This is a genomic window from Flavobacterium calami, assembly GCF_038290035.1.
In the GTDB taxonomy this organism is placed as follows: domain Bacteria; phylum Bacteroidota; class Bacteroidia; order Flavobacteriales; family Flavobacteriaceae; genus Flavobacterium; species Flavobacterium calami.
Genome location: NZ_JBBYHS010000001.1, coordinates 343,499 through 364,477, shown reverse-complemented (window position 1 = coordinate 364,477; position 20,979 = coordinate 343,499). Strand labels below are relative to the sequence as shown.

General features: G+C 36.0%; 12 protein-coding genes. All 12 read left to right on the top strand.

From position 1 onward, the window contains the following. The 12 genes from AAEO57_RS01220 to AAEO57_RS01165 all read left to right on the top strand — a co-directional run bounded on the left by AAEO57_RS01220 (position 1) and on the right by AAEO57_RS01165 (position 20,917). Positions 1 to 1,545 carry a RagB/SusD family nutrient uptake outer membrane protein gene (locus AAEO57_RS01220; protein WP_341688673.1) on the top strand — a complete coding sequence of 515 codons (1,545 nt, stop codon included), beginning with the start codon at positions 1 to 3 and terminating at the stop codon, positions 1,543 to 1,545. Positions 1,546 to 2,089: 544 nt separating this feature from the next. After that, a complete protein-coding gene (locus AAEO57_RS01215) occupies positions 2,090 to 5,212 on the top strand; it encodes a SusC/RagA family TonB-linked outer membrane protein (protein ID WP_341688670.1) in 3,123 nt (1,040 codons plus the stop codon). Positions 5,213 to 5,234: 22 nt separating this feature from the next. Further along, complete coding sequence (locus AAEO57_RS01210; RefSeq protein ID WP_341688668.1) at positions 5,235 to 7,175, top strand: RagB/SusD family nutrient uptake outer membrane protein; 1,941 nt, start codon at positions 5,235 to 5,237, stop codon at positions 7,173 to 7,175. A 143-nt stretch (positions 7,176 to 7,318) separates the two neighbouring features. Continuing rightward, positions 7,319 to 8,821, top strand: coding sequence for a sialate O-acetylesterase (locus tag AAEO57_RS01205; protein WP_341688666.1), 1,503 nt, complete (start codon positions 7,319 to 7,321; stop codon positions 8,819 to 8,821). A 345-nt stretch (positions 8,822 to 9,166) separates the two neighbouring features. After that, the gene (locus AAEO57_RS01200) at positions 9,167 to 12,802 is read left to right on the top strand and encodes a rhamnogalacturonan lyase family protein (RefSeq protein ID WP_341688663.1); all 3,636 of its coding nucleotides are present in this window, start codon (positions 9,167 to 9,169) and stop codon (positions 12,800 to 12,802) included. Between the two features lie 183 nt (positions 12,803 to 12,985). Next, positions 12,986 to 13,993, top strand: coding sequence for a family 43 glycosylhydrolase (locus AAEO57_RS01195; RefSeq protein WP_341688661.1), 1,008 nt, complete (start codon positions 12,986 to 12,988; stop codon positions 13,991 to 13,993). A 47-nt stretch (positions 13,994 to 14,040) separates the two neighbouring features. Further along, on the top strand, positions 14,041 to 15,111 hold the full coding sequence (locus tag AAEO57_RS01190; RefSeq protein WP_341688659.1) for a glycoside hydrolase family protein: 1,071 nt from the start codon (positions 14,041 to 14,043) through the stop codon (positions 15,109 to 15,111). A gap of 38 nt (positions 15,112 to 15,149) precedes the next feature. Beyond that, a complete protein-coding gene (rhaM, locus tag AAEO57_RS01185; protein WP_341688656.1) occupies positions 15,150 to 15,464 on the top strand; it encodes an L-rhamnose mutarotase in 315 nt (104 codons plus the stop codon). A 62-nt stretch (positions 15,465 to 15,526) separates the two neighbouring features. Beyond that, the gene (locus AAEO57_RS01180; RefSeq protein ID WP_341688654.1) at positions 15,527 to 16,609 is read left to right on the top strand and encodes a PKD domain-containing protein; all 1,083 of its coding nucleotides are present in this window, start codon (positions 15,527 to 15,529) and stop codon (positions 16,607 to 16,609) included. Between the two features lie 24 nt (positions 16,610 to 16,633). Next, positions 16,634 to 17,914 (top strand): DUF4861 domain-containing protein, encoded by a 1,281-nt coding sequence (locus AAEO57_RS01175; protein WP_341688652.1) that lies wholly within the window; start codon positions 16,634 to 16,636, stop codon positions 17,912 to 17,914. 30 nt (positions 17,915 to 17,944) lie between these two features. Next, positions 17,945 to 19,297: a glycoside hydrolase family 88/105 protein gene (locus tag AAEO57_RS01170; protein WP_341688650.1), complete on the top strand. Its 1,353-nt coding sequence runs from the start codon at positions 17,945 to 17,947 to the stop codon at positions 19,295 to 19,297. A 279-nt stretch (positions 19,298 to 19,576) separates the two neighbouring features. Continuing rightward, the gene (locus tag AAEO57_RS01165) at positions 19,577 to 20,917 is read left to right on the top strand and encodes a hypothetical protein (protein ID WP_341688648.1); all 1,341 of its coding nucleotides are present in this window, start codon (positions 19,577 to 19,579) and stop codon (positions 20,915 to 20,917) included. Positions 20,918 to 20,979: the final 62 nt, after the last annotated feature.

Below are 20,979 nucleotides of genomic sequence, written 5' to 3'. Positions count from 1 at the left end.
ATGAAAAAATATATTTATTTACTAGCGGCAAATTTGCTTTTATTGGGAACAGCTTCCTGTACCGATGAATTGACACAAATTCCTTTGTCTCAAGGAACTGAGGAGAATTTCTATGCTACCCCTGGGGATTTTGTTCAGGCAAGAAATGCAGTGTATTCTGTTGCTTTTCACGGAACGGGAACTTATGGATATGCGAACCGTGTGCTTAATTTAAGTGAAACCAGGTCCGATAATTTGTTAGCCATAACAACGGCCTCCAGAGATTGGGAAGGAATTAATAGTTTTTATACTTCTATTAGTTCTAATACTTATGTAAAAGAGGCTTATGTAAGCAACTTTAATGCGATTTATAAAGCCAATCAATTATTAGAAAAAATTGCAGAAAAAGGAGATCAGATTTTTACAAATCCAACCGATAAGGCTGCAATGATTGCTGAAACCCGTTTTTTGAGAGCATTCTGTTATTTTGATTTATTGAGATGGTTTGGAAGAGTTCCGTTGATTGATAGAACAATGACAGCTCAGGAATCTTCAAAAATTGGAAGAAGCCCGGTTGTAGATATTTATAACTTGGTAATTTCAGATTTACAATTAGCAATTGCAGATCTTCCGGCTCCAACTACAGATGCGACCTACGTTGGTCGTGTTACTAAATACGGAGCAAAAGCTTTGTTAGGTCTGGTTTATATGACCCGTTCAAGTCCAACTTATGGTATTGATGGTGCAATGTTAGGACTGAACGAATGGGATAAAGCATATCAACAACTAAATGATATTAAAACAAGTGGTTTGTATACTTTTGGTCCTGATTATGCTGCTATTTTTAAGGTAGAAGGAATTGCTAATAAAGAAAATGTTCTTACGATTCCTTATACACAAAGTTTGGCAAGTTCTATTGGAGGTAATTTTATGGTTGAAGTAGGTTACGAGCCTTATTTTGCTTCTGTAGGTATTGGATCGAATCAGGGATCATTAGAGGCAAGACCAATTTCAACAGGTTTTTTAAATATGTTTGCGGCTAATGATAACAGAAAAACTGTTGGAATTGCAACAAGTTATACAGTGGCTTCCGGAACTTACAAAGGGAGTTACACGCTTCCGGTTTTCAAAAAGTATATAGATGCAGCCAGATATGGAACCGGAGGTCGTGAAGACTGGGGAGTAGATTTTATGGTAATTCGCTACACAGATGTATTGATGCTGATGGCTGAATGTACGCTTCATGGAGGGGGTGGTACTCAGGCAGATGTTGATGGAATTGTAAATCAGGTTAGAACAAGAGCTGGTGTGACGGCAAATGCTTCTGGTATTACTTTAGATCAATTATTTGATGAAAGAAGAAAAGAATTCTTTTCTGAAGGAACAAGATGGTTTGATTTGATCAGATCAGGAAAGGCAATCACTATTATGAATGCCTGGAAAGCTGCAGAAGATACTGGTAATAAAATTAGAACTATTGATGCTAATATGTTGCTTTATCCAATTCCTTTGTCAGAGATGTTAGCGGTTCCTGGGCTATACGATCAAAATATAGGTTACGACTAAATAAATATTTTGCCCCCTTTCTATTTATTTTTTAAAAGCCGCCTCAGTATATGAGGCGGTTTTTTTTTGCTTACGATGTAATTGTTAGTTATTAAAGTTATATCATTCATTAATGTCATCGATTACAATTTAATTAAAAAAATAGTCTTTTTCTGTCTGTTACGAATATGATATTTATTGTTAATGTATTTTTTTTGTCAATTTATTATTTATTTAAAATATTTTTAACTTATTAATTTTTATTATAAAAATAATAATACATTTGTGTAATCGATTGCATAATCTCTTGTGTTTTTTTTAATAATTGTTTGATTATAGGTTTTTAGTATGTTGCATATTGGAAATGCTAATTTTTTATAACATGTTGCTCTTTTGTGTATTATGTTTAATGAAAATAAAGACAAGTGATTTTTTTTATTTTTTATATTAACAAATAAAAAAAAATAATGTTAAATATGAGTATACAGGATACCACAGGATAGATTGGTGTTTTGTTGTAAATAAATTTGAAAATAACTAATTAATTAACCAAAATTTAACTTTTATGAAAAAAAAATTTAGTCTTCTGTTGACTATAACGTTGATTGCATTGCTGAATGTGTCCGTTTATGCGCAGAACAAAGTAATCAAAGGAGTGGTAAAAGACGCTGGTGGTTTACCGGTACCAGGCGTTAATGTACTCATTAAAGGGGGGCAGAAAGGAGTCAGTACGGATCTTGACGGAAGTTACTCTATTGAAGCTGCACCAGGAAGTACTCTTGTTTACAGTTTCATTGGCTTTAAAAAACAGGAACTTACTATTGGTGGTGCAAATGTTTATGATGTGGTGTTAAAGGAAGAAGATAATTCACTTGAAGAAGTAGTTGTGGTTGGATATGGTGTAAAAAAGAAAAAAGACTTAACGGGATCCATCGTAAGTGTAAGTTCTGAAGTAATAAGTTCCAGGCCGGTTCAAAATGCTGTACAGGCCATGCAGGGAAAAGCTGCTGGAGTCGATATTACTTCAAATGAGCGTCCTGGTACGGTAGGGAAGGTAACAATTCGTGGTGCACGTTCCATTTCGGCTTCGAATTCACCTCTTTATGTAGTAGATGGAGTGCCAATTAATAACTCTAAGCCATTGGCAGGAGCGTTAGGTAAGTCAGTGAGTGATGTAAGTGATTCCAATGCAGGAGGTATTGATTTCCTGAATCCTACAGATATTGAATCGATTGATGTACTTAAAGATGCATCTGCAACTGCAATTTATGGTTCCCGTGGAGCAAATGGAGTTATTATTGTAACTACTAAAAAAGGGAAAAATGGTAAATTTTCATTAAACTATAATACTTCAGTTACTACAGAAGAAATTCATGAGAATGCACCAATGATGACGGCTGGTGAATATATTGATTTTCGCAGATGGGCAAGATATTATTCAAATCCATCAGCTTTCCCAAAAGGAGATGCACCAACGATTGCTAATGATGAATTAATTTTCCTAAAATCAGCTGATCCTTCTGCGTGGGCAAATATTGCTAAAGGTTGGGAAGGTGGAACTTGGGATGGTTCCAAAGTAGCAACAACAGACTGGACAAAATTTATAACCCGTACAGGAATTACACAACAGCATACTGTAGCTGTTAGTGGAGGAACTGAAAAAATGAAAGGCTATGGTTCATTTGGTTATACAGGAAGTACAGGAGTGTTGAAAGGACAGGGGTATAAACGTTATAACGGTGTAGCCAATATAGATATCACACCCTCAGATTGGTTTTCTATGGGAGCTAATTTAAATACGAGTTATAGTATAAATGAGTATGGTCAATCTAATATAGGAAGAACAGCTGTAAGTAGTACAACCGGAATATATAATACAGCACGTCTTAATCTTCCTTATGCTGTTCCTTATGATAGTAATGGTAACAGGATTGATAATCCTGGAGGAGATAATACTATCAGAACAGTTATTGATGAAGATAAATATTCTCAGGATCAGCGTGTGACATTACGAGCTTTTGGTAGTTTATATGCTCAGGTGGATATAGGGAAGCTTATTCCTTTGCTGGGTGGTTTAAAATACAGGATGAATTTTGGACCAGACATTACTTCATATCGTGATGGAGTGTTTTTGGATGGTAGATCTGCTGCCCGTTCAGGAACAAGTTTTGCTTCATTGATAAAGGCGCAAACAATATCTTATACATTAGACAATTTACTTTATTACAATAAGACGATTGGGAAACATGATTTAGGTCTGACTTTTTTACAAAGTAAAACAGGATATGAATATGAAGACAGTATGATGGCTGCAAATGATGTTAAAAATCCTGAGAACAAATGGAATGCTTTAACTCCTGCTAATGTGACTCTTAGTAACTATTCTTCTAATTTAATAGAGTCAGGTTTGTTGTCTTATATGGGAAGGGTAACTTATGGGTATGATAATAAATACTTGTTAACTGCTTCAGGACGTTATGATGGAGCATCACAATTGGCAGATGGAAAAAAATGGGATTTCTTTCCAAGTGCTTCATTGGCGTGGAATATGAATCAGGAGAGTTTTTTAAGTGATGTTTCGTGGATAGATCAGTTAAAGCTTAGAATAGGTTTTGGGGTTACTGGTAATGCTGCGGTAGATCCTTATTCTACTCAGCCTCCATTGGCTGGGATTGTTTACCCTAACGGTTCTGGTATAGTAAATAATGCAACTTTAGGAAATCCAGATTTAGGATGGGAAAAAACAAAACAAATTAACTATGGTGTTGACTTTTCTTTTGTGAATAGCAGAATATCCGGAACCTTAGAATATTATACCAGTGATACAACGGATTTGTTGTTAAAAAGAAGTGTTCCTACACCTACAGGGTATAGAGATACCTTTGAAAATGTTGGTGAAACAGAAGGAGAAGGAGTTGAACTTACATTAAATACTATAAATGTAAGAGCAAAAGATTTTGAATGGAGTTCAAATTTAAGTGCTTCTTATCAGCAAAGCAGAATTGTGACCTTGGCGAATGGTAAATTTGACGATATTAACAATAATTTGTTCATAGGACAACCACAAAATGTAATTTACGGATACGCGTCAAACGGAATCTGGAAACCAGAAGATGCGACTGAAATGGCTAAATTTAATGCAAATGGTGCCGGGTTTTCATTTGGTAACGCAAGACCTAAAGACCAAAATGGAGATTACAAAATTGATGCTAATAACGATCGTGTTATAATTGGTAGTGCTGATCCTAAATATATTGCCGGTTTAACTAATACATTTAGATATAAAAATGTAGAATTATCGTTCTTTATTTATGGTCGCATGGGGTATATTTATAATACACTTGGTGAAAATGAAGGTGCAAAAGGCAGTCAGAGATCTATTGATTATTATACAGATAACAACATTAATGCTGAATATCAAAAACCAATTTACTCAGCAGGTACTGGAGATTCTTTTTTCCCGACTTTAGGATATCGTGATGGTGCATTTTTAAAAATGCGAAATATATCTTTAGGTTATAATTTTACAAATGAGATGGCTGAAAAAGCCGGAGTTTCAAAACTGAGACTTTATATTCAGGTTATGAACCCGGGGATGATTTATAATAAAGTAAAATGGATGGATCTGGATACGCAGACAACGGCTTCTAACAGAGGGTTTACTTTAGGTTTAAATGTTGAACTTTAATTAAAATTTAATAATCATAAATATGAAAAAATATAAATCACTATATATTAATTTGATGCTTATTGCTCTATTAAGTCTTGGTAGTTCTTGCAGCGATGACTTTTTGGACGAAAAGCTGGAAACAGGTTATACTAAAGATTACTACAAAACCGAAGCTGGTATTCAGGCTTTAGCAGTTGGAACCTATTATCAGTCTTTTGCTTTAGAGTTTGCATTAGAAGTGCCACTTACCGCTACTCAGTCAGGTACTGATGAGTTTCATGCCGGAGGAGATCCTTCCAATCATATTTGGAATTCATATGCATCAGGATTAAACTCATTTGTAACGGTTTCTAATGCAAATACTGTTGCGGCTAATACCAATTGGGATAACCTGTACGTTGCAATAGGAAATGCGAATACATTGATTAAATCGGCTACAGAAATTGTTTCAACTAATGCTGCTATTAAAAAAAGAGCTTTAGGGGAAGGTTATTTTTTGAGAGCTTTCAATTATTTAAAATTAGTTAGCCAGTATGGAGGTGTTCCGTTAAAATTAGATTTAAGCACCACTGTTGAAGTTGAGTTTTCAAGAGCTACAGCTGAACAAGTATTTGCACAAATTATAGATGATTTTACGAAAGCTTATGACTTGCTTGATAATGCAGGTGGATCTGCCAAAATCACAAAAGATGCAGTTGCACATTATTTGGCAAAAGCTTATTTGTCTCGTGCCAGTGAAATAAATGATACTTGGAACTCTGCTACAAAAACAGCTGATTTACAAAAGGTGGTTGCATTGGCAGATGAAGTTATTTCTCGTCATCCTTTAGCGCCTAATTATGTTGATTTATGGAACTTTACAGCACCTGATGGTCCGAATGAAAAATTATCAGAAATAATATTAGCAGGACAATTTAATTCAAGTCAGTTAAATACAGGGTCGAATTGGCAGCATTTATATTTTCTTTCGACTTATGATCAATTACCTCAGATGAGACGTAACCTGGCAGGAGGAAGACCTTTTAGTCGTCTAGCACCAACGTATTATACTTATGATGTATATGATAAAGTTAATGATTCCCGTTTTTGGAAAAGCTTTCAAACAAAAAGTATCGTTAATAATCAGTCTGGAACTACTTATGTAAATGGGGATTTAGGTATTGTCTACATAATGAATGCTCCAACGGATAATCGTTTTGCTAAAACTAAAAATACAGATTTTCTTATTCCGGGAGCTGCAAAAAAAGTTCCTAGTGTTTACGTACAATATGCAGCAGATAATGTAGGGCTTATGGCTGATGTAAGATTTCCTTCTTTAAGTAAATATATGGATGGATCAAGAATTGATTTAACAAGTCAAAGAGGATCTAGGGATATTATTTTAGCACGTTCTGCAGATACATATTTAATCGCGGCAGAAGCAAAAGTACGTTTAGCAAAACAAGGTGCTGCTTCATTTGCTGATGCGTTGCCATATATCAATACAGTCCGAAATCGTGGGGCTTATAAGGCTGGTGAAGATCGTTCGGCTTATGCGGACGGATCTGCGGCATGGACGGCTGCAGGTCAGGCTGGTATCCCAATTTCATATATCCCAAAAAATTCGTATTATGAGTCTAATAATATAACAGCTACAACAGCGGCAACCAGTTTAAATATTACTAGTATTAATGCTTTGCCTGCTGAAGATTTAGCTGTGATTACAAAATTAGGATATGCAAGTGATTATGACCGAATGTTATGTTTAGTATTAAATGAGCGTACAAGAGAACTTTGTGGGGAATTTCATCGTTGGCAGGATTTGAGCAGAACTAAAACTTTGGTTGCAAGAGCAAAAGCTTATAATATAGAAGCTAATCCAAATGTTAAGGATTATCATGTCTTACGTCCTATTCCTCAAACTTTCCTTGATGGAATATATGCAAATGGTAAACCGCTTACTGCTGCAGAAAAAGATGCAATGCAGAATCCTGGTTATTAATATTTAATTAACTGTTTAGTTTTAAAAGAGGAGGGGTAGTAACTTAGTTATTGCCCCTTTTGTTTAATTAACAGGGAAGCACAGGATACCTATATCGTTTTAGTAATTTATTTTTAAATTTCTAAATAGTAAATTTTGCACCCATGAATTTCATACGAAATCTGTTTTTGTTTTTAATTTTTTTAAACGTTTCATTTTCTACAAACGCTCAGGTTAAACTGCCGGCTTTGGTGAGTGACAATATGGTTTTGCAGCAAAATGCAAAAGTTAATTTATGGGGTTGGGCATCTCCAAACGAAAAGATAAATATTCAGGTAGGCTGGCAAAACAGCCCTGTAGAAGTCACTGCAAATACAACAGGAGAGTGGAAGGTAGCGGTAGATACTCCTTTGGGAAGCGAAAAAACATATACGATAACGATCAATGCTTCTAATAAAATTGTACTAAATAATATTCTTATAGGTGAGGTTTGGATTTGTTCGGGTCAGTCGAATATGTATTTTCCTGTTGGAAAAGAAGAAGGCACATGGAAAACCGGAGTTAAAAATTATGAAGAAGAAATTGTAAATGCCAATTTTCCAAATATCAGATTGTTTACTGTTTTAACTAATGCTTCTCCAAAGCCATTAGATGATGTTACCGGAAGATGGGCTGCATGTTCGCCTAAAACAATAAAAACGTTTTCGGCAGTAGCTTATTTTTACGGAAGAGATTTATATCAGAAATTGAAAATTCCGATTGGTCTTATTTCAACTTCATGGGGAGGTACAAAAGCAGAAGCCTGGACTTCTCAGAATGTTCTGGAAGAAAATCCGGATTTTTTGACCATTCTTGAAGAGGATGCTAAAAATGAAAAACTGTATCAGGAGAAACTGGAAACTTACTACCTGAATTTAAGAAATGAAAAACAGGCTAATAATGCTTCTAAAACAGAACTTAAAAAGCCTAAAAAAGAAGCGAATAAAACTTCGTATGTACTGTATAATGCGATGCTGCATCCATTAATAAATTACACAATGAAAGGTGTAATCTGGTATCAGGGAGAAAGTAATTCAGGTAAAGCAAAATTGTATCAGACCTTATTTCCTGCGATGGTAAAAAACTGGAGAGACGACTGGAAACAAGGCGATTTCCCTTTTTATTATGTACAAATCACACCTCACAAAGGACAAACTCCTGAAATCAGGGAAGCACAATTATTATCACTAAAAGTAATACCGAATAGCGGAATGGCGGTTACCACTGATGTTGGAGACACTAATAATATTCATCCAATAGATAAACAAACCGTGGGGCATAGACTGGCATTAATTTCTTTAGCTAAAACGTATAAAGAAAAACTGGTTTATTCGGGACCAATTTACGATCATTTGAAAATTAAAAAAGACAAAATTCAGTTGTTTTTTGATTATGCTGATTCCGGGTTCAAAAAAACAGTTGAAAATTTAAAGGAATTTGAAATTGCTGGTGAAGATAAAATCTTCTATCCTGCTGTTGCTAAAATGGACGGTAAAACAATTGTAGTTTCTTCTGAGAAAGTTAAAAAACCGGTAGCGGTTCGTTTTGCATGGAAAGCGGTTCCGGAGCCTAATTTATTTAATGTCGAAAATTTACCGGCATCTCCTTTTCGTACCGATAACTGGTAATCGAAAAGCAAAATTGAGTTAGTTTGTTAGTTTATAGTATCCCTGTTCATTTCTGAGTAAAATGGATAGGGATTTTTTTTATGAATTAAACTGAGTTTTTTGGGATTTGATAGAAAATTAAGAGTTTTAAAATTGAATGTTAATTTTTATAACAAAATATATATGTAATTGTTTGTTAAGGAGCTGTTGTGTTTAATTTATTGATTTCTAGTTTATTAGTTTTCTTTTCAAGCTTTCTTTAAAGTGTAAAAATCTAATTTTCAGAAAATTAGCAGGGTAGAACAGGACGGTATTAAATATTTATCCCGATAATTTTAGTATCACTAACCTTTTAACCAACCATTTATGAAAAAACAAGTACTTTTTGAATTTAAACCAATTCATTTTCGGAAACAATTCCTTGAAATTATTTTTATTACGCTTTTTAGTTTTTTTAACCTTCATCACTCATTTGCACAAAACTGGAATATTCTGGGTAATGAATCACAGGTGTCTTCGGATGCTTCTTCTTATACTTCTATCGCCGTTTTAAATGATGTCCCTTATGTAGTTTTCAGGGAAGCAACAGGACTTGTTGTCAAAGTGAAAAAAAGAAATACTGCCACAGGAAGCTGGGAACAAGTAGGGAATGATATCGGAGCGAACCTTTCATTCTCCAGAATTTTACTGGATAAGACTAACCGACTATTTGTTACTTATGTTGATGTTGCAAATGGAAATAAATTAGCTGTAAAGATTTATAATGCTGCTGCAAATGCATGGGAGCCATTAAATAATGAAACAAACAACCTCTATGTTTCTACTGGTTCAGTTACCAATAGTGTTTCGCAATATGGTTCAACACCAAGATGTTCCTTAGCTTTTGACTCGGATAACAATCCTTATATTGCTTTTGGAGAAGGCGCTTCATTAACTCCTACTGTCAAAAAATTTGATGGAACCTCATGGATAACGGTAGGTATATTTCCATTGAATACTGCAAATAATGCTGCGCAGATAGCTGTAGGGGTAAGTCTTGCCATAGATGAGGCTGATGTGCCATGGCTGGTATTTTGTAGTTTGGCTACAGCTACAAGTTCTACCGGTACCATGGCTTTTTATCAATTTACTGGCGGAACCTGGAATTACATTACCCCTACGATAACTGCCGGTATTCGTCACACCAGTATGGCAATTAATTCTATTGGTAACCCTGTTATTGTGTATTTTAACACAGCTGATTCTAACAGAGCTACAGCTATTGAGTATAATAAAACTACTGCAGCTTGGAGTTCCACTACAAGAATAGCTTCCAGAGATTCACCAGGTTTAAGTTTAATAAAAGATATATCGGGTAATCTGTATTGTTCTTTTATTGATAATGTAAGTAGTACTCCTACTTATTCTGCACGAGTGTTTAAACAAGCTGCCGGTGCAACTACATGGACAGAAATGAAAGATCCGACTGTAGTTAGAGGTATTGATGAACCTACTGGTAATTTAACAATTGCTGCAGGAAGTCTGTATCCTTATGTCGTTTACACCAAAGCAAATACAGGAGGCATTTTAACCCCTATCGTGAGAACTTATGTTCCAGCTCCACCGCCTGCGATTTTAACTACAAACGCAGTCGCAAATCTTACTTCTACAACGGCAGAATCAGGAGGAAATATTACTTCTGATGGAGGAACAGCTATTACAGAAAGAGGAATTGTATACAGCACAAGCAGCAATCCGACTGTCGCCAATACCAAAATTGTAGCCCATACAGGTGGGACAGGCAGCTTTTCGGTAAATATTCCAGGTCTTACCCCTGCTACGTTATATTATGTGAGAGCTTATGCTATCAATGGAGGTACTACTTATGGAGAAAATATAAGATTTAACACGTTAGCATTCCCTGATGCGGTAGTGAATACACCAAAACAGGTAGAATTTCTGAACCGTGGTGTAGTTGCCTTGCGTAAATCGACCAATGAAGTTTTTATTAGCTGGAGATTGCTGGGCAATGATCCTTCGAATATTGCTTTTAATGTGTACAGGGATAATGTAAAAGTCAATTCGGCTCCTATTACATCTTCGACAAATTATATCGATAATATTACAACAAATGGAAGCTACACAATAAAAGCAGTTATCGGTGGTACTGAAGGTGCAGCATCGGCTCCTGTTTCAGTTTGGGCAAATAATCAATTGTCAATTCCGTTGCAAATTCCGCCGGGAGGTACAATTCCGGATGGAACAGCATATACTTATACAGCAAATGATGCCAGTGTGGGAGATGTTGACGGAGATGGTGAATATGAAATTTTCTTAAAATGGGATCCTACATTATTGAATCATAACGGAGGAGGATTTTCAGGGGAACAAATTTTCGATTGCTACAAAATGAACGGCACTTTGCTTTGGAGAATTAATTTAGGTAAAAACGTAAATGCAGGTCCACATTTTAATCAGTTTATGGTTTATGATTTTGATGGAGACGGAAAAGCTGAAATAATTTTAAAAACAGCTGATGGAACCATTGATGGAACTGGAGTTGTGATTGGAAATTCTACTGTAGATTATCGTAATTCAGGAGGATGGGTACAATCTGGTCCTGAATTCCTGACTGTTTTCAATGGTTTAACAGGCGCAGCTATGGCAACAGTTGCTTATCAGCCGGCTAGAGCAAATACAGCAGATTGGGGTGATACTTACGGAAATCGTCAGGATCGTTTTGTCTCTGCGGTAGCTTACTTAGACGGTGCTCGTCCGAGTTTGATTGTGGGTCGTGGTTATTATGATAAATTAATGCGTGCGGCTTATGACTGGCGCGATGGACAACTAACGCTTCGTTGGATTTTTGACAGTAAAGATGCCAGTGACCCTGCCAACAATGCCTATTCAAGTCAGGGAAATCATCAGATGACTATTGGTGATGTGGATGGTGACGGAAAAGACGAAATTATAAATGGTTCAAGTGCTATTAATGATGATGGAAAACGACTTTGGACTTACGGGCAGGGACATGGCGATGCGCTTCACATGTCGGATATGGATCCGGATCGTCCCGGTCAGGAAATCTGGCAGTGTCTGGAATCCGAAAGTCAATATAGCCCATACGGAATCAGGCTTAATGATGCTAAAACCGGTAAAATGATTTTTGGAGCAGTAACGACAGGTGATGTTGGCCGTGCTTTGGCAGCAGATATTGATCCTAACCACAGAGGCTATGAAATGTGGAGTTCCGCTGGGAATTTGTATAATGTTCAGGATGGACAAATTGGTACAAGCAGACCAACTAACGGAAGTCAGGCTGTAAATGCTGCTGTTTGGTGGGATGGCGATTTAGGTCGTGAATTGCTTGACGGTACAATTATGGATAAATGGAACCCAACTACGCAATCACTAAACCGCTTATTCACCATTTATCAGGCAGCTCCGGTTTCTTCAAATAACGATTCTAAAAAGAACCCTGCACTTACAGGAGATATCTTAGGTGACTGGAGAGAGGAAATTATTCTTCGTCGTAGTGATAATACAGCCCTGATTCTTTTTACAACCAATATCGCTTCTGATTACCGAATTCCTACCCTGATGCATGATCCTCAATACCGTACAGCAATTGCATGGCAAAATTCGGCTTACAATCAGCCTCCTCATCCGAGCTTTTTTCTGGGATATGATATGGCTCCGGTTCCAGCATCGAATATTGTTATCAAAGACATTTCGAGTTTAAGAGTTAAAAAAACAACTGCTTCTGTAACAGCAGAAGTACTGGTATATCCAAATCCTTCTTCGGGACAATTTAATATCCGATTTAATGGTTATAAATCATCTAAGGCAACCGTTGTAATTTCAGATATAACAGGTCAGGTTTTAGTGAAAAAAGATATTGAACTTACTGGGAATGATCAAAATGCTGCATTTAGTATTCCTAATCATAATTATGGTGTTTATCTTCTAAAAGTAATTAGTGAAGAAGGAACTAAAACACTTAAAATTCTGATTGAGAAATAATATTGTAAGTGATTAGTGAAGAGTGATTAGTCATTAGTGATTAGTGAAGATAGCTAAAAGAAAAGTTAATCACTAATGACTAGTACTAATCACTCTTTTTAAGCTTTAAAAAGTACAGTATAGCACAGGATGCTATTCGCATAATAAATAAATAAATTTGGGACAACCACTTTACTTTATTACATGAAATACCACCTCATAAACTTCAAAAAAATATCCTTTTTATACTTTTTATTTTGTCTTTCCGCTTTTGCCCAGGAAGTAAAAAACGAAATTGCAGATAAGCCTTTATATCGGGATCCTGTTTTTGATGGTGCTGCAGATCCGACTATTATCTGGAGTAAAAAAGATAAAAAATGGCTGATGTTTTATACCAATCGACGAGCTAATATTGATAGTGATGGAGTGAGCTGGGTGCATGGAACTCCCATTGGTATAGCCGAATCAGATGAAGGGGCACATTGGAAATATAAAACCAATTGCAATATCGATTATAAAATTAAAGATGTTACCTACTGGGCTCCCGAAGTCATTAAACACAAAGGAAAATATCACATGTACTTAACGATTGTTCCGGGTATTTTTGAAGATTGGAAACATCCGAGATATATTGTGCATCTGACCAGTAAAAATTTGATCAATTGGAAATTTGAATCACAACTAAAACTGGCTTCAGAACGTTGTATTGATGCTTCCGTATTTCAATTGCCTGACGGAAACTGGCGCATGTATTACAACAATGAAAATGACGGAAAATCAATTTATTATGCCGACAGTAAAGATTTGTACCATTGGGCAGACAGTGGAAAAAAAGTAGTAAAAGACAGAGGAGAAGGTCCTAAAATTTTTAGCTGGAAAGGAAAAAACTGGATGATTACAGATCCATGGAAGGGTTTGGCTGTTTTCTCTTCGGATGATTTTATAAACTGGAAAAGACAGGAAAAAAACATTCTTCAAATTCCGGGAACGGGAGAAGATGACAAAGTAATAGGCGGACATGCTGATGTTATTGTAAATGATGACAAAGCCTATGTTTTTTATTTTACCCATCCGGGAAGAATACCTGAAAATAAAGGAATTGATAATTTTGAAACAAGAAGAAGTTCGATACAAGTCGCAGAATTAGAATACATAAATGGCGAAATTGTGTGTAACCGTGATAAACCGGTATATGTTAATTTAAAACATTAATTGGGATGTTTTAAAATATTAAAAATTTGATTTTTATCTAAAATAAAATGAACAGAAGAAAATTCATAATTGGAAATTCATTAGCTCTTATTGGGCTTTGTCTTCCGTTTCCAATCAGAAGCAATACTTTTCTGTCTGATCCGAAACTTTCTGAATTCGAAAAAAGACTTAAACCGGTAGGACGTGCACTTGAATTTGAAGATTATTATATATGGTGCAATAGTCCAATTGAAGGGCCTGATGGTAAAATTCATGTCTTTTTTTCGCGTTGGAAAAAATCTAAATCAATGAGTGGCTGGATTAACGGTTCTGAAATTGCTCATGCCGTTGCTGATAAACCAGAAGGTCCTTACACGTATGTGAGTACTGTCTTGGCTCCCCGTGGTGAAGGCTTTTGGGATGCAACGACTTGTCATAATCCGAGTATTCATTTTGTGGACGGAAAATATGCGTTGTTTTTTATGGGAAATTCGAATGGTAAAATGAATACCAAGCGTATTGGATTAGCGACTTCAGATTCTCTTTACGGCCCATGGAAAAGACCAGATGAACCTTTATTGCTTCCGGGAAATGAAGGCTCATGGGATGATCTTTTGACTACAAATCCTTCTTTTTTAAAACATCCAAATGGTGAATACTGGCTGTATTATAAATCATTAAATACAGAAAATTATGTACATCCAAAATTTCCAATCAAAGGAAACAGACAGTATGGATTGGCTGTAGCTAAATCTCTGGAAGGGCCATATAAAAAATATGAAGGTAATCCCGTGGTTGATTTTTCTAAATTAGGAGATAACAAACAATGTGAAGATGCTTTTGTGTGGTATGAAGATAAAAAGTTCAAAATGCTGGCAAGGGATTTGGGAGTCTTTGGACAGGACAACGGACTTTATATGGATTCCGATGATGGAATTCATTGGTCTGATCCTTCAATATCCTATCAGCCTTTAAATAAATATATCAATCAGCCAGAGGCTCCAAAACATCTCAACCGTTATGGTCGTGCAGAGCGTCCTCAGTTGTTATTTCAAAACGGAAAAGCGACTTATTTGTTTACTGCCTCACAAGGCGGAAAGTTTGAAACAGCCTCTTCGTTTATTTTTAAAATAATGTAAATATCTTTATAAAAATACTCTTTAAAAAATTAAAATTTATGGTAAGAAATGCTTTTAAAATGAAATTGAAACCGGGATTTGAAACGGAATACAAAAAACGACATGACGAGATCTGGCCTGAGTTGGCAAATTTACTTTCAGAAACCGGCATACAGGATTACAGTATTTTTCTGGACGAAGAAACATTAATTCTTTTTGCGGTTCAAAAAATAAGTGATGATTTCGATTTTGATTTATTGCCAAACCATCCGATTGTGAAAAAATGGTGGGCTTACATGGGCGACATTATGGAAACCAACCCTGATAATTCTCCTGTTGCTATTGGTCTGAAGGAAGTTTTTCATTTAGATTAATATTCTTCTGATTATTCAAAAAAAACAGCCTTGAATCCGAGTAAAAATTAAATAACATGCTTATGAAACTTCATACAAAGAATACATTTTTTTTAGCGATAATGTTTTGCACGTTGTTTCAATGCTGGTCACAAGATACCAGAACTTTTAAAGTTTTTCAGTTTCCGGCGAATAAAATCCCAACGATAGACGGAAAGTCGGATGACTGGAAAATGGTTCCTGAAAGTTATACGGTTGGAATGGATCAGTTATGGGAAGACAGCGGAAAACATGCCAAAGCAAATCCTAAAAATTTAGATGTTAGTGTTAAAGTTGCCTGGGTGAAAGGTCTGAACCGCCTGTATTTTTTGTATGAAGCTTATGATGATTACTGGGATTTCTCATTGCCGGGTCTTCACAATGATACTTTTGAAGTTATTGTTGATGCAGATCAGTCCGGCGGACCATTTATAGACAGGTTTCATCCCAATCCGGCTTTGACAAATACAATGGATGCCTTTTTTTCTTATCACGGAGTGCATGCCCAAAACTATCATATTTTTACTCCTGCAGAAGGAAAAGACTGGACATTGGTTTGGGGAAGCCAGCCCTGGATTAAGGAACTTCCGTATGCTAATTCTGCTTCTAATTATAATTTTAAAGCAGGAGAATCAGGAAAATTGACATTGGAATTCTGGATAACACCTTTTGACTATGCAGGAAATGATCCTTCAAGAGCTGTAGAATCTATTTTAGAAGAAAATAAAAACATCGGACTTTGCTGGGCGATTATTGATTATGATGATGTCAATAAAGAGGCGAACAACGGATTTTGGAATCTTTCAAAAGAGCATAAAATGTATGGAAATGCTTCTTACAGTCTTCCGTTTAAATTAATGCCTTTAGAAAAACAATTTCAAAAAGAAATCAGTGCAAAATGGACTTTCAATGTCATTGATAAAAATAAAAGGACAGTAGCTTTTATCAACCAGTCTGAAGGTGAAATTGAATCGTACAAATGGGATTTTGGAGATGGAAGCACGTCATCAGAAAAAAATCCGGTGCATGAATATAAAGAGGCTGGAAAATATGTCGTAGTTTTAGACATTTCAGGACCAAAAGGAAAATCCAGATTGTCAAAAATTTGGGATGTTGCGGTCAAATAAGTTAGTAAAATAAAAATAAGTATAATGAAATCGAAACTCAGTCTTTCAATAGCTTTATCAGCTATGATTTTTTTAAGTTGTAGAGCACAAAAATCACAATCCAAAATAGTTTTAACCAATAATTCGGATTTAGAATTGCCTCAAAAAGCAGTTTCAATAAAAAGAAGCACATTAAAGGTAAAAGGTATTGAAAAATTTTTTCCAATAATAGTGCAAAATTCAGATACGATTCCGGCACAGGTAAATGATTTGGATGGTGATGGAAAATGGGATGAGTTATTTTTTGTGGCTGATTTTTCTGCTAAAGAAAAGAAAACACTTGAACTTAAATGGTCAAATGTTGATCCTAAATATACAATAAAAACCAGTGCACGTTTCGGAAAAAGAGAAGCAGAAAATTTACCTGTACAGCCTGCAACTGAAGAAGTTTTATTAGCGAATCAGGTGTACAAAAAATTAGGTTTTCAAAAATATCAGACCGATGGCCCTACCTGGGAAAATGATAAAGTGGGTTTCAGACATTATCTGGATGGAAGAAACTGTAAAGATGTTTTTGGTAAAAGAACTCCCGGTATCACACCAGAAAACGTTGGAATCAGCAGCACTGGAGCAGTAGAAGATAATTATCATCAGATGCACGACTGGGGAAGGGATATTTTTCCTGTTGGAACTTCGGCCGGATTGGGCGGATACGGATTAATTGTTGGAAATGAAATCAACAGACTCGGAATTCTGATTAATGATACGATTAATAATGTTGAAAAAACGACTTTCAAAATTGTAAGCGAAGGCCCTGTAAATTCGGTTTTGAGTTATAGATATCAAAACTGGCAGGCTTCAGGAAACAAATATCAGGTGCAGGAAACGGCTTCAATCTGGCCTGGTATGTATGGATATAAAAATACAGTTTCTTTAAACGGACTAAAAGGTAATGAAACGTTGGCTATTGCGCTTTCAAACATCAACAATCAAAATCCGTTGCAGGTAATTGATTCCGGAGATTATGTTTGTTTTATTCAGCATGATAAACTGACTTATGAGCGTCAATGGATTCTGGGAACAGCAGTTATAATCCCAAAAGCAAATTATATAGGCTATATTGAAGCTCCAAAAACAGGTAAACTGACCAATTCCTATTTGATAAAAGTAAGTACAAAAAACAATCAGCCAATTAGTTATTACCCTGTTGCAGGCTGGGAACTGAGCGCTGATCCAAACTTCAAAGATTCAGCTTATTTCAGTAATTATGTAACGACTCTTGCTAAACAGCTTTCGGCTAAAATAAAGATTGAAGTAAGCAAATAATAAAATTTCACTAACTAAAAATATCTAACCATGACCTATAAACCGACTAAAATTATAACCTTACTTGTTTTTGGGGCCTGTAGTTTTGCAAATGCCCAGACAAATGATGCTACAACCCCATTACATTTGATGCAGCCTGATTATCCAACACCGTATGTTATTCCGCAAAAGGAAAACATAAAAGCGGTTTTGGACAGGGTTTACAATTTTTTAGATAAAAATTCGGCTTCAAAAATTGTGAATGCCACAACAAAGGCTGAAATTACGGATTACAAGAAAAATAAGGAAGACGTCATTTTTGAGCCGGGTGCTTTCAGACTAACCAGCTATGAATGGGGCGTTACGTATGCCGGAATGCTTTTGGCCTCTAAAGCCACAGGAGAAAAATATTTTGCCGATTATTCGAATAAAAGAATACAATTAATCGCTGACGTTGCTGAAAATATTCAGGAAAAAAACATCAAGGACAAAGACATGCTCAAAACGCTTCATCCGGAAGCACTGGATTTTGCAGGAGCACTTTGCGCAGCCTTTATCAAAGCCAAAAAAGAAGGTTTAAAAGCCAATATTGATCCTTTGGTAAACAATTACATTCACTTTATCAGCAAAGAACAATTCAGATTAAAAGACGGAACTTTAGCCCGAAACAGACCTCAGGACAATACGCTTTGGCTGGATGATATGTTTATGAGTGTACCTGCTTTAGCACAAATGGGAGCTTATACCGGCGATTCAAAATACTTTGATGATGCTGTAAAACAAGTTAATCAGTTTTCTAAACGAATGTTCAACGAACAAAAAGGGATTTACATGCATGGCTGGGTAGAGTCTATGGAAGTTCATCCACAATTTCACTGGGCTAGGGCAAATGGCTGGGCTGTAATGACTATGGTTGAATTACTTGAAGTCTTGCCTAAAAATCATCCGGGGTATTCTCAGGTTTTGACACAGCTTCAAAAACACATTGCAGGATTGGTACAATATCAACATGGAACCGGTTTTTGGCATCAATTACTGGATAGAAATGATTCGTATCTGGAAACTTCTGCTACGGCTATTTATACGTATTCAATTGCAAGAGCAATTAATCGCGGTTATGTCGATAAAATGACCTACGGGCCGGCCGTTTTATTAGGCTGGAATGCTGTTGCTTCAAAAGTAAACGACAAAGGTCAGGTTGAAGGAACCTGCGTAGGAACCGGAATGGGGTTTGATCCTGCATTTTATTACTATCGTCCCATAAATGTTTTCGCAGCACACGGTTATGGTCCGGTTTTATTGGCTGGAGCCGAAGTGATTTTGTTGTTAAAAGATACTCAGTTTCAGATAAACGACAGCGCTATCCAATTAAAAGTTGAAGGAAAAAACAATCTTCACAAGTAATTTAAAAGTAAAATGTTATTTGTCAAAAGTTAGAAGTTTTGAATTTTATTCATAATAATGATTAAATAAATTATTCTAAAGCTAAAAAATGTAAAGCTTTATTGAGATTAATAGCCTCCAGCTTTAGCTGGAGGTAAATTTTTTTTGTCCTATTGGCTTTAGACAAATTTTATTACTTCAAATAAAAAATCTGCAGCTTTACGCCTTTGCCAGATTAATTGAGGCGATACTTAAAGAAACTTTTATGTAGAATACCTGTCAATTCAAATTGAAACTAAGATGAAATTAAAATCAACAATAAATATATTTTTCTTGTTTTTTACCCTATTGACTTTCAGTCAGATTGGAACAAGATTTCCATCTGAGAAAAAGATTATAAAAGATCCCGTTACAGGTCTTGACTTAATTTTTTTAACGACTAAATCAGCAGGCGATTCTAAAACTTATCCAACCCATCCGCAATGGACTTCAGATGGAGAATGGTTAATTTTCAGAACCAAAAGAGCAAATGGAGAAGCAGTAGCTGTCAACGAAAAATCGGGCGTGATGGTTCAGGTTACAGAAGGTGGCTACACAGGAACACTTTGCATGGCGCAGAAATCGATGAAATTGTATTTTATGCGTCAAATCGAGGGTGATAAAATGCAGATTATGGAAGTCAATCTGGAAGCTGTTTTTAAAGACAGTAAATCCGGGAAAATGAAACCTGTTTCAGCTTACGAACGAATTTGCGGAATAACAAAACCTGAAATGAGTGCTTCTGGGGATATGGCTTTGGATGCTGATGAAGAAAAGGTTTATTTTCGGGTTGGAAAAGAAGAAGCTGCAAGACATTTAGATCCTAATATTAAAATTGAAAAAAGTTTTGGTCCCCGAAACATGGGTGCAGGACCAGGTGGTATTGGTAGTATGAATTTGAAAACAGGTGAATTTAAACATGTGGTTTCGGTACCTTTTCAGGTAGGTCATATTCAGTCTAATATCTGGAATCCGGGTGAGATTGTTTTTTGCTGGGAAACAGGTGGGAAATCTCCACAGCGCACCTGGACAGTTATGGCAGACGGAACGGGTTTGCGACCTTTATATCCCGAATCTGATTTTGAATGGGTGACTCATGAAGCTGTTATTTCTAAGGATGAAGTAGCCATAGCAATCATGGGGCATCGTAAAATTGATATCCAAAAAGATGCTCCTGTAGAAGTTGCATTAAACGGAGAAATTAAAAATCCAGTCAATCCCGGTCAGGAAAGTAATTGGGGAAATACTGGAACCCGTGAAAAACCTACAGGTTTAGGAATAGTAAATCTTAGAACCCGTGAAATGATTATTGCCGGACAAACCAAAAGCGGCAGCGGATTATGGCATGTACACGGTTCAGCAGACGGAAGATGGGCAGTAGGAGACGATTTTTCGAGAAGTTTGTATTTAATAGACAGGAACACAAACGAAATGATGATGCTTACTACGGGACATAAACAAACTGCAGCCGATCATATTCATCCAACATTTAACAGAGACGGAACTAAAATTCAGATTCAGTCGGCGATGCTTTCTGAGGACAATCGTACAATGAATATCTGTATTGTAAATGTTCCAAAAGAATGGCTTAAGCGTAAATAAGTGATTTAAAAAGAAATGCAGTATAGAACAGGATACTGAAGACTTATGGAAAAAGTAAATTT